Source organism: Photobacterium indicum (genome assembly GCF_003026215.1).
GTDB lineage: Bacteria > Pseudomonadota > Gammaproteobacteria > Enterobacterales > Vibrionaceae > Photobacterium > Photobacterium indicum.
The window spans coordinates 106647-117019 of record NZ_PYOC01000003.1 but is presented as its reverse complement, the minus strand read 5'-3'; the positions used below and the strand labels follow the sequence as shown (position 1 = coordinate 117019).

Here is a 10373-nt window from a genome sequence, read left to right as displayed (position 1 = left end):
CTAGAATTTGAAACGTCAACACACCCTAAATTGTTCTAGATCTACTTTTCTTCATTTAATACGACATGTCATTGTTTACCTCATACACTAATAGTAAGTATAGGTACTTGGAGGTAGCACGTATGGTTGATTTTACCGAACGAATGCGCTTGAAGGGTAAAGCAGAAGAAGATATATACTTTGCTGAGCTCAACAAAAAATTAATTGAAGCACTACATGAAAAACAAGCCAAAGACTTAGATTTAGACCATAAATATTTCAAGTCAGAAGATTCAGTAAGCAAGTAAAACTGAATAATGGCTTACGATCCTCTGAGTATGCTGTAATACAGCAATAAGCAGAGGATAGGGTTTTGCGTTTATAACAATCAACAGGTGCTATTTTTTCTTCACAATCACACTCAGCAAAAACAATGTGACAACGGGGAAAATAGAAGCAAGCAACATCCAGCTCCAGCCTTGAGTAAATAAAACTATACCGGCACCTAGAGAGCCTGTAGCTTGAAAGGCTGTTATTGAAAAGTCATTAATAGCTTGTACTTTAAATCGTTCATTAGCTTGATATGTTTTAGGCAATAATGTTGTGCCACTAATAAACAAGAAATTCCAGCCTATACCCAATAACACCAATGCCCACCAATAACTATGCACACTCTGACCTAGCAATCCTGCAACAATGCAGGTAATCATTGCGATACATCCAACATAGATCAGTCGGTAAATGCCAAGGTATTTAATCAATAGTGGGGTAATGAGTGACGGTAAATACATTGCCATAACATGACTCTGAATAACCCATTTAGCACTTTGAATATCATGACCATGGTGCTGCATTGCTAAGGGGGTTGCTGTCATCAAAAACGCCATCACAGCGTAAGCCGTTAAACCTGAACCAATAGCAAGCCACAGTAAAGGTTGCTTTAATATTTCAGAGAAAGGACGAGCTATTCCATCAGCATCGCTGCTTTCCTTTATAATAATGGGCTTCATTGCAATAAATAAAATCATCGCGCCAATGCATTCGATAATAGCCAATGCATTATAAGCGTTGGCATATTCGGAAATATGAAGTGGAATGAGTTGCCCTATGTTAAGTAACTCGGGCCCCACGATTGCAGCTGCTATACCCCCAACCAGAACAATACTAATGACAGTAGGGTGTTGACTCGCATTGTTGCAGCTTTCTATGGCGGCAAAACGGTATTGCCCCACATAAGACAATTGAGTGCCAAGAAGGAAAGTACATAAAGTAAATCCCCAAAAGGATTCATGCTCTATTGCAAACCCCGCAGCAAAAGCAACACAACTACTGATAACGGCAGCAGTAATAAACGCATTTTTTCGACCAAACGTATGTTGAATTTTAGCCGCTGGAAAAATATTTAAGGAAACACCAATGATGAGCGCAGTAACAGGAAGCGTGGAGAGTTCAGGGTTAGGATGTAATTTTGCCCCAACAAGGCCACCAAGAAACACATTGAGCGCCCCAACAGATAATACAAAGGGTTGAACCAAAGCAAGCAGCCATGCGTTCCAAGGTAAAGATTTCATGTAGAACCGACAAATAAAAAGCAAAGTGCTAAGTTACAGCTCATGTAACACTTATGCAACGTAGCTATTGGCTTTAGAGTAAACTATACCCCTAAGGCTGTTTTTCATAGCAAGTAAATTATTCTTTTGTAAATGTGTCTGCCTATAATTAACTCAAATAAGATATATAGGTTTTACAATATGAAACTTTTTGTGCTTTTTATAGGAATGCTGCTTCAAGGTTTAGCTGTCTATATCGCTTTTTTTAATGGTGTAGGTGGTAGTAATGTTTATATAGCGACTATTATCTCAATTATTTCACTTTGTACTCTAATGGCGATTAGAAGTTTAATTGCCCCTGCCTGTACATTTATGGGGATTATAATTGGTTTATCACTATCCCATAATCAGGCCGATTTAAGTGTGTTGGCTAAATTGGAACAAGCAGTAAATATTGCTTTTGAAGACGTCGATTTAAGTGTGAATGGACTGAATTTCAGCGGTGTTAATGGACAGAAAGCAGTGAATATTCAAAACATTGTAGAGCCTTATACTGAACAAAACAGTCTTGTCGCTGTAGTAGAAACAGAGAATATACAGTAAATATATATACCCAAGCTACCTCAACATGCAGGATTCAGAGTGATCTCAGCGTATTTAATTCAAGGAAAATGTGTGTAGGAATGGCTTTCCCTTTCAAACACATTTGACACAGAAGTAGATACGCTGAATCACTCCCAAAGGGCGAGTTTTGTTGGGCTCTATGCGGTGTTACTTATTTTTAACGTAGAACGACTAGGTCTATAAATAAGCGCCTTACCTAGAGCCCAACCAATTCTCGCTGAAACGAGCATCTTGAGGTAACTTGGGTATATACCCAACCTTGAGGTGGTTTGGGTATATTACATGTTTAATCAATGAGTGGGATTAATAATCGCTGCCCCGCAATAATATACGAATCTGACATTTCATTGGCTTGTTTTATCATTGACACTGTCGTGTTATTGTTATGTGCCAATTCACTTAACGATTCACCAATTCTTATTTTATGTATGAAATATTTGTGTCTAACATAAAGGCGACTGTCGATGTTGTTATAAAAAGCTTCAATGTTATTTTTGGGTAATAATACAATGTTGTCTCTATTTTTAAGTGTGTAACCAGCGGTATACCCAGGGTTTAGCGCATAAAGTTGTTTACTTGATATATCTGCATGTTTCGCTATTTGTTTTAAACGAACGCGGTTGTTCACTATAACTTTTGTCACTGCTGGTGAGGCTGGTATCATCGCGAAATCGAGCTGATACTGGTATTCTTGTTTATGTTTTACAATATCAGCCATCGCAAGCAACTTTGGTACATATAAGCGTGTTTCTTTCGGTAATTCTAAATACCAAAAATCAGTTGAAATGCCTTTTTTCTTATTACTTTTAATGGCATTCCTGACTCGGGCTTCACCCGTGTTATAAGCAGCTATAGCATGTAGCCAGTTACCATCAAACTTATCGTGCAAGTATTCAAGAAGATCCAATGCTGCATGGGTTGATGCAATCACATCACGACGACCATCGTAACCTTGCCAATACTCCAATCCAAAAGACTTCCCAGTAGGTGCTGTAATTTGCCAAAGTCCTGATGCCCCTTTGTTTGAATGGGCAAACTGATCAAAAGAGCTTTCAATAAAAGGAAGCAGCACTATTTCTGTCGGTAAACCACGTTTCTGTACTTCTTCATACATCAGGTATAGAAAAGGTTCAGCACGTTTAGACACCGTTTTAATGTGTAAGGGGTTATCGACAAACCAATTTCGGTAATATCGAATACGTTTGTTATTTGGCACAGGTAGTGAAAAAGACTCTCCCATTACGTTCCACAAATCGGGTGCGGAATGAGGGGGAATTGTTGTTGTACTATTAAATGTCTGACTATTTAAATACTTAATATTAAAAGGTTCATATATAGACTGGCTGCTTTGCTTACCAGTAGCAATAAAAAAACCTTCTTGCTGCTGATGAGATATAGGGCAGTTTTGGTTAAATTCAACAGAGGTTATAGTTATAAGGTGGTCACTTTCTGTTAGAACGCTATTCGTCGGCTCAACGTTTTGGAGCCCTTGGCAACCGGAAATAATAAGTGTAAATAACAATATTAGAAGCCACTGCATATTAATACCATCTACGACTAATCAATGTGATACACCTTGTTAATGATATAAAAGTATCATTAAAACCAAGCATAAATATTTCATTGATAAAAATATAGCATGAATTATTTGTCTTGCTTGTGAATGAATATGACAATAACCAAAGTCTTGGTGATGAGACAATATTCTTGTTATTAAGGGGAGAGGTAACGGGTTATAAAAGGTACGATCGATAATCATTTTGAAAAAATCAGCTATTATTTAGTCATGTATTTGATAGTACTGTTAATAGGAAATGGTATGGAGATAACTCGTTATCCGGTAGGAACCATTCTTAAAGTTCGTTGCTTATCATATTGGCACTATGGTATGGCTGATGGGAGAGGTGGGGTAATACACAATTCAAAAAAACGTAGGCAAGTACAGTTTGATACTTTATATGAGTTTTCAGAAGGTAGAACCATCTTGGTTAGTTCAATTACCAGTGATGAACCAGAGAAAGCATATTTCTATGCCCAACAATATTTAGGTACTCCCTATAATTTATTCAATCGTAATTGCGAACAATTTGTTCGTCAATCGCATGGCTTGCCTGTTGAGTGCACTCAATTTCAACGATTATTTGTACTATTATTTGCAGGACTTCTTATTACGGGAACTGAAAATAGGCTAATTAAATTAGCGGGGATTGGCCTGCTCGTTGGCGGTATGATCGCGCCCGCAGAAAAGCGACCTTATCGACGGGCGATTGCGGGGGCTCGTTTGACCGTAGGGGGGGCGATTGTGCTTTCTAAGATATTGCGGCTTGTTTTTCGCCGTTAGTGTGTTTTTTTGTGGTTTAGTAATATTTTGGTCTATTCTTTTTCACTGTAGTAAGTCAAATTTGGACTATTCGATCTGTAGCACAGACATTGACTTGATATCCCGTTATGTTAAAAAGACGTAACAGAGTATTTGCACTAAAAAATGGAAAGAAAGTGACTATTTTAATCGAACGAGAGCATGACCTGCATATTGATGACGTTGCTGTCATGTCAGAACAAATCGCTGATGAGCTTGCTAATAAGTATGGAATCGAATGGTCTTGGCAAGATGACCGTTTGATTATTGATCATATGTCAGCCCGTGGTTTTCTTCATTCTCAGCATGGAAAAATTACCATTCAATTGAAATTAGGCTTTGCTGCTAGCCTTTTTGCTTCAAGTATTGAAAACAGTATTTCTAAACGTCTTGATCAGCTACTGATTACGCAATAATTACCTTTTCGTGTTGTTATTTACCGAGCTGTTATTTCATTAAAATAGCTCGGTTACCTTTACCTCTCTACTTACCTACCTCTTTGCTTATTAATTATCTTTATTCTTCAAATATTTGATCTCGCCCACGATAAATTGCTGTTTTAGTAAGAACATTCTAATTGAAATTCCTATTCTAGTTACAAGTAGTCAGGCAATACCCACTGACTGACAGTCGAATTAACAGTAATCCCGGAGGGCGCAACAATGAGCATCTTTAAACAGACTGCAGATGAATCAAGCAAAGAGAAAAAGCTTGTACGTGATGCCATGGTCTACAACATTTGGTTAGCAGGATTAGGTGCTTATGCGAAAAGTGCCGATGAAGTTAATCAACTGTCAGGCAAAGGCAAAAGCCTTTTTGATGAGTTAATTGAGCGTGGTCGTTCAGTTGAATCAAATACAAAAGAACGTGTACATACAGCACGTAGCCAAACATCAGTCGCTATTGAAGAACGTATGCATCAAATGGTGCAAGGTTTCATCGGTATTGATAATGAACGTTTAGATCGTGTTGATGACAAAATTGATCAACTAACAGCCAATATTGAAGCGCTATTAGTTCGTCAACAAGAAGGCAAATCTGCAGTTAAGAAGACTGTAGCGAAAGAGCCAGCAAAGAAAGTAGCTAAAACACCCGCAACCCGTGGAAAAAAACCAGGCGTTGCGCGTCGTAAATCAGCAGTGAGTGCTGTAGAAAAAAAAGAAACACTTTCAGAAAAAGCAGTAGTGGCAAATTCTGAAGTAAAGCAGGAAACCGTAGTAGCTAAAGCTGTTGTTGCTGATTCTATTGCGGATAAACCAAAAACTGACGCTAAGTCTGCCGTAGTGAAAACTGAACTGGCAAAAACTGAGTCATTAAATGAGAAACCAGAAGCAGTAACTACTGCTGGCAATCAATCTGTTGTTACAAAGCCAGTAGAAGTGAATTAATACGCGCTATATACCGATGAGCTTATGCATGAAATGGTGAGCTTTAAAGAAGACTTAGCGAGATTATCTTATACAGATCAGCGTTTATACGCAGGAGATTATTATGATTGATAAAACAGTAGCAAAAGCGGCGAAAAATGTCGTAGAAAGTGGCGAAGGTGTTGCACGCAATATTTGGCTTGCAGGTTTAGGTCTATATAGCCGCACACTTGAAGAAGCTCAACAAATTAACGATAAAACGAATACTGCGTTTGATGAACTTGTTGAACGCGGCAAAGAAGTTGAAGTTCAAGCGAAAGAGTGCATTGGTAAAAATGCAGAAAAAGCGACTGACGAAGTTGAAGCTGGTATGAATGATTTATTCTATCGCTTAAGTGGTGTTGATCGTGAAAAGCTAGATCGTATGGACGACAAAATCGACAAACTAACATCAGCAGTTGAAAAGCTAGCAGAAGTAGAATAGTTACAATTTACACAGGGTTACGAGGTTATAAGCCAGCCAAGCCAGACAATAATGTAGCCCTGATAGCATATATAGACTGAGTTATAAGAGATTTTTCTAACAACGTTAGTTATATGCTTTTTAAGGTTGCGCGTGTGCCATGCACGCGCACCTCTTTTTGTTTGTAACAATTCTATGTATTAGGACAGGGCAAAAAGACAGTGATAATCTATATTATTACGACGTATGTCACTTAACGTTTACTGCCATGGATTAAGCCGATAGGTTATCGATGAACTTTTATTTATAAGATTCATGACCTAAAGTACTAATAAAGAATGTAAAATTTAAGGGGGGTCGTTATGTACAGTTGGCGTACAAGAGCATTCAACAAAGTTTTATCACGCGTCATGCGCCAGCGCCTTGCGAGTTGTCACTCCACATTAGAAATGCGTGAACTTATTAAGAATATTGATAGCTATGGCGCACTCATTAGCATGCCTAAAGGAATGGAAGTTGCTCCTACAAAATTTGCTAGTATCAACTGCGATTGGGTCGATATGCCTAAAAGCAGTGGCAATAAAATCATTTTGTATTTTCATGGTGGCGGTTTTTGTTTCCATAGTCCCAATACCCATAATGCTTTCTTAGCCAGACTATCCAATGCAACCAAATCTCGTGGTTTAATGGTTAATTACAGCTTGGCACCAGAATCCCCATACCCGATAGCAGCTGATGAATGTTACGCTGTCTATAATGCGTTATTGTTACAAGGGTATTTAGCGCATCAGATAATCATTGCCGGCGACTCTGCTGGTGGAAATCTTGCATTAACAACGGCTATTCGCTTACGTGAAGCAAAGCAGCCAATGCCTGCAGCTCTCGTGCTTATGTCACCGGTTACAGATATGGCTGTAACGGGGGAGTCTGCGTTTACAAAAAGTAAAGATGATCCTTTCTTCGATTTAAGCAGCTTATTGTTGATGAGAAATAACTATATCGGATTGCAAAATCCTTGTGAGCCTGATGTCTCTCCTTTTTATGCCGATTTACATGGATTGCCACCTACTTTTATCACCGCTGGTACGGAAGAGGTCCTAATGGATGATGCTATACGTACCGCCAATAAGATGAGTGAAGCAGGGGGAGATGTAACGATCAATATCGTTAAAGGTGTACCTCATGTATACCCATTGTTTTATCAGCTAACCGAAGCGCGTGAAGCCATTAAGCTTATGTCTGAATATATTACAGGCAAATATAAAGAAGCTAAGCCATTAACGAAAAAGGCCAGCTAACCCCTTTCTTTCTGATAGCCTTTTTAACCGAAGGCTACCGTCCTAAAATCCTATCTCTTTGGCATTAATTTAAGTTGTATTTACTGTGCTTTCATATTGATACGTATCACTGTTTGTGGTGCCAAATTACATGCAGTTATTTACCCTGCGTGTTAATTGATTATTACTTTATCGGAAAGTAATAAATACGTGATCTTGCCCAGATAAAGGTGTGATCAACACCATACTGTCACGAAAAAACTATAAGATAAGTATTCTGGTCTGTGCAGTTTTAGCGCCGTTTAGATGTAGATTAATGCTAGGGCTAGCCCAAAGGGCACGAAAGAATTAAGAAAGGTAATCAGATGAATAATGCAAACGTGTTAATGGTTGATGAAAAATACCAATCCTACCCAGAGGGGATTCGTGACAAGTTATTATCACTGCGTCAATTAGTGATTGATGTATCAAAGAAAATTGATTTGCCAGCGCAAGTTCAAGAAACAATCAATGCTAACGAACCCAGCTTTGTTGTTGATGGTGGTAGCCCGATTCGTATTGATTGGAAATCACATACACCCAATCAATATGCAATGTATTTTCAATGTAAAACTAAATTGGTCGATACATTTAAAGAATTATATGATGATACTTTCCGTTTTGATGATGATAAAGGCATTGTTTTTACCGTTGACGATGACATTGCAACTCGTGAGTTAGCACACTGCATTTCACTGTCGTTACGTTATCATCAAATTAAGCATTTACCGCTGCTAGGTGTGTAGGTTTTGAGTCAATCCTAAGCAGTTGATACCGGAAGATGCCAGATAACATTTGTTAACATTGTGAATTACGTAGAATTAGGTAACTATACATCTATATAAATTGTCGCCTAAGAAGTGTGGCAATAAAACGATATAGGAAAAAGTATGGCGAAGAAATTTTACGTTGTTTGGGCTGGTCGAGAAACAGGTGTTTTCACAAGTTGGCCATATACGAAAAAGCTCGTCGATAAATTTCCGCAAGCACGCTATAAATCATTTCCTACAGAGCAAGAAGCAGAAGCTGCATTTGCATCTGGCCGTGTAAGTACCCCAAGGTCATCAGTAAAAAAGACAGCGTCTAAGCCGTCTGCATCTCTTGCACCTAAAACGGCTAATTTTGAAGTTAATATCTATTGTGATGGTGCGTGCGATCCGAATCCGGGTAAATCAGGCTCTGGCGTCGCTGTGTATCGTGATGGCGCGTTAGCTGAGCTTTGGTATGGATTATATAACCCAATGGGCACAAATAACACGGCAGAGCTAAATGCACTGCATCAATCATTGCTTATTGCTAAGCAGGAAATTGAGAAAGGTTTGCGTGTTCAGGTATTAGCGGATTCTCAGTACGCAATTAATTGTTTAACGTTGTGGGCATATAGCTGGAAAACAAAAGGCTGGAAGCGAAAAGTTGCAGGGGATATAAAAAACCTTGAATTGATTCAGCAAGCTCATGCACTGTACGACACAATCAAAAACCGCGTAGTAGTATCACACGTAAAAGCGCACATTGGTGTTGAGGGCAATGAACTTGCCGATCGCATGTCGGTATATGGCGCCGATCAAGAGCAGTACGACTTTTGCCAGTACTCAGATGCATTAGATATAGAAAAGATTTTAAATTATAAGCGTGGTTAATATGATTTTATAATCATGCTATTTGATAAGTGACCAAAATAGAAAACGGGTCGTTAAGTCGGATTGTAAACCGATTTAACGACCCATTTTAGAATTATAATAAAGTATGACTTAGCCTTGTAAATCAGCCAATTTAACTTGTTGGTAGTTTTTCGCTGAATCAGAAATTTTGCCGCTATTACCCGTTTGTAACCACTTTTTAATGCGGCCAGCATCGCCAATAGGGGTGAGCTTGCCTTGCGCATCAAGCATAACCATTAAAATCTCTTTACCATCAATCTTGGTGATCATTGTTAAACAATGACCAGCAATATCTAAATAACCCGTCTTAGTCATTTCTACATCCCATTTTTTACCACGAGCCAAAACATTTGTATTGGTGTAACCCAATTTGTATTTCGGTTTAGAAAAGTAAACGGTGTGAACGGGCGTTGTACTGTATTCACGGATCTTCGTATATTTATATGCGGCTTTTGCCATTTTATTAATATCTGAAGCTGTTGATACGTTTTTAGGATCGAGGCCTGAACTATCCACAAACCTTGTGTTGGTCATACCTAAAGCTTTGGCTTTCGCATTCATGGCTTTAATAAATGCGTTGTAGCCACCAGGGTAGTTCCCTGCCAGTGCTGCCGCAGCCAAGTTTTCAGATGACATAAGTGCAATGTGTATAGTTTCGCCACGGCTTAATCGTGATTCCATACGAATACGTGTGTAACCGTTATACATCCGTTTCTTATCAATCGGCTTGAAGGTTATTTTCTCATCTAAAGGCAATTTTGCATCGAGTGTAACCATTGCTGTCATAAGCTTAGTAATAGAGGCTAATGGCATTACCACGTTCTGGTTCTTTTTATATAAGGTTTTGCCAGATTTTAAATCGGTCACATAAGTACTGACTGACGCTGTTTGAATGTTGTTGGGATCTAATTTGGCAGTCGTGGCATGTGCGGAAGTGGCGATACTTACGCTTACCAGGGAAAAAATGAATAATAATGCTCTGCCCACAATTGCTCCTTGAGGATGAAATAGTCGAAATGGATAAAAAAGGAAAGAGTGCATTGTTCCCTTTAAT

The 10373-nt window shown here is 38.7% G+C and carries 12 protein-coding genes; 9 read left to right on the top strand and 3 right to left on the bottom strand.

Annotated elements, in window-relative coordinates; translation table 11 throughout:
- The first annotated feature begins 122 nt into the window (after nucleotides 1–122).
- On the top strand, nucleotides 123–287 hold the full coding sequence (locus tag C9J47_RS27090) for a hypothetical protein (protein WP_170107495.1): 165 nt from the start codon (nucleotides 123–125) through the stop codon (nucleotides 285–287).
- Between the two features lie 90 nt (nucleotides 288–377).
- Here C9J47_RS27090 and C9J47_RS10970 read toward each other — a convergent pair whose 3' ends face one another.
- A complete protein-coding gene (locus C9J47_RS10970; protein ID WP_107253569.1) occupies nucleotides 378–1550 on the bottom strand; it encodes an MFS transporter in 1173 nt (390 codons plus the stop codon).
- Nucleotides 1551–1730: 180 nt separating this feature from the next.
- On the opposite strand from C9J47_RS10970, the gene C9J47_RS10965 reads away from it, so the two are divergent.
- On the top strand, nucleotides 1731–2132 hold the full coding sequence (locus tag C9J47_RS10965; protein ID WP_107253568.1) for a hypothetical protein: 402 nt from the start codon (nucleotides 1731–1733) through the stop codon (nucleotides 2130–2132).
- A gap of 307 nt (nucleotides 2133–2439) precedes the next feature.
- Here C9J47_RS10965 and C9J47_RS10960 read toward each other — a convergent pair whose 3' ends face one another.
- A complete protein-coding gene (locus C9J47_RS10960; RefSeq protein WP_107253567.1) occupies nucleotides 2440–3693 on the bottom strand; it encodes a transglycosylase SLT domain-containing protein in 1254 nt (417 codons plus the stop codon).
- Nucleotides 3694–3972: 279 nt separating this feature from the next.
- Here C9J47_RS10960 and C9J47_RS10955 point away from each other — a divergent pair, with 279 nt between their 5' ends.
- The 7 genes from C9J47_RS10955 to C9J47_RS10925 all read left to right on the top strand — a co-directional run bounded on the left by C9J47_RS10955 (nucleotide 3973) and on the right by C9J47_RS10925 (nucleotide 9298).
- Complete coding sequence (locus tag C9J47_RS10955) at nucleotides 3973–4494, top strand: lecithin retinol acyltransferase family protein (protein WP_107253566.1); 522 nt, start codon at nucleotides 3973–3975, stop codon at nucleotides 4492–4494.
- A 155-nt stretch (nucleotides 4495–4649) separates the two neighbouring features.
- On the top strand, nucleotides 4650–4928 hold the full coding sequence (locus C9J47_RS10950) for a polyhydroxyalkanoic acid system family protein (RefSeq protein ID WP_006231816.1): 279 nt from the start codon (nucleotides 4650–4652) through the stop codon (nucleotides 4926–4928).
- A 246-nt stretch (nucleotides 4929–5174) separates the two neighbouring features.
- Complete coding sequence (locus tag C9J47_RS10945) at nucleotides 5175–5900, top strand: phasin-related domain-containing protein (RefSeq protein ID WP_006231817.1); 726 nt, start codon at nucleotides 5175–5177, stop codon at nucleotides 5898–5900.
- A 103-nt stretch (nucleotides 5901–6003) separates the two neighbouring features.
- Nucleotides 6004–6363 (top strand): phasin family protein, encoded by a 360-nt coding sequence (locus C9J47_RS10940; protein ID WP_006231818.1) that lies wholly within the window; start codon nucleotides 6004–6006, stop codon nucleotides 6361–6363.
- 341 nt (nucleotides 6364–6704) lie between these two features.
- Nucleotides 6705–7640 carry an alpha/beta hydrolase gene (locus C9J47_RS10935; RefSeq protein WP_006231819.1) on the top strand — a complete coding sequence of 312 codons (936 nt, stop codon included), beginning with the start codon at nucleotides 6705–6707 and terminating at the stop codon, nucleotides 7638–7640.
- A 344-nt stretch (nucleotides 7641–7984) separates the two neighbouring features.
- Nucleotides 7985–8404 (top strand): DUF1801 domain-containing protein, encoded by a 420-nt coding sequence (locus C9J47_RS10930; protein ID WP_036803666.1) that lies wholly within the window; start codon nucleotides 7985–7987, stop codon nucleotides 8402–8404.
- A 144-nt stretch (nucleotides 8405–8548) separates the two neighbouring features.
- Nucleotides 8549–9298 carry a ribonuclease H family protein gene (locus C9J47_RS10925; RefSeq protein ID WP_107253565.1) on the top strand — a complete coding sequence of 250 codons (750 nt, stop codon included), beginning with the start codon at nucleotides 8549–8551 and terminating at the stop codon, nucleotides 9296–9298.
- Nucleotides 9299–9409: 111 nt separating this feature from the next.
- Here the strand turns inward: C9J47_RS10925 and pbpG are convergent, their stop codons facing one another.
- Complete coding sequence (gene pbpG, locus C9J47_RS10920) at nucleotides 9410–10306, bottom strand: D-alanyl-D-alanine endopeptidase (RefSeq protein WP_107253564.1); 897 nt, start codon at nucleotides 10304–10306, stop codon at nucleotides 9410–9412.
- Between the last annotated feature and the right edge of the window lie 67 nt (nucleotides 10307–10373).

Coding starts and splice junctions, on each gene's coding strand:
- C9J47_RS10945 (WP_006231817.1), top strand. CDS start 5,175: ATGAGCATCTTTAAACAGACTGCAGATGAATCAAGCAAAGAGAAAAAG.
- C9J47_RS10925 (WP_107253565.1), top strand. CDS start 8,549: ATGGCGAAGAAATTTTACGTTGTTTGGGCTGGTCGAGAAACAGGTGTT.
- C9J47_RS10955 (WP_107253566.1), top strand. CDS start 3,973: ATGGAGATAACTCGTTATCCGGTAGGAACCATTCTTAAAGTTCGTTGC.
- C9J47_RS27090 (WP_170107495.1), top strand. CDS start 123: ATGGTTGATTTTACCGAACGAATGCGCTTGAAGGGTAAAGCAGAAGAA.
- C9J47_RS10970 (WP_107253569.1), bottom strand. CDS start 1,550: ATGAAATCTTTACCTTGGAACGCATGGCTGCTTGCTTTGGTTCAACCC.
- C9J47_RS10960 (WP_107253567.1), bottom strand. CDS start 3,693: ATGCAGTGGCTTCTAATATTGTTATTTACACTTATTATTTCCGGTTGC.
- C9J47_RS10935 (WP_006231819.1), top strand. CDS start 6,705: ATGTACAGTTGGCGTACAAGAGCATTCAACAAAGTTTTATCACGCGTC.
- C9J47_RS10930 (WP_036803666.1), top strand. CDS start 7,985: ATGAATAATGCAAACGTGTTAATGGTTGATGAAAAATACCAATCCTAC.
- C9J47_RS10965 (WP_107253568.1), top strand. CDS start 1,731: ATGAAACTTTTTGTGCTTTTTATAGGAATGCTGCTTCAAGGTTTAGCT.
- C9J47_RS10940 (WP_006231818.1), top strand. CDS start 6,004: ATGATTGATAAAACAGTAGCAAAAGCGGCGAAAAATGTCGTAGAAAGT.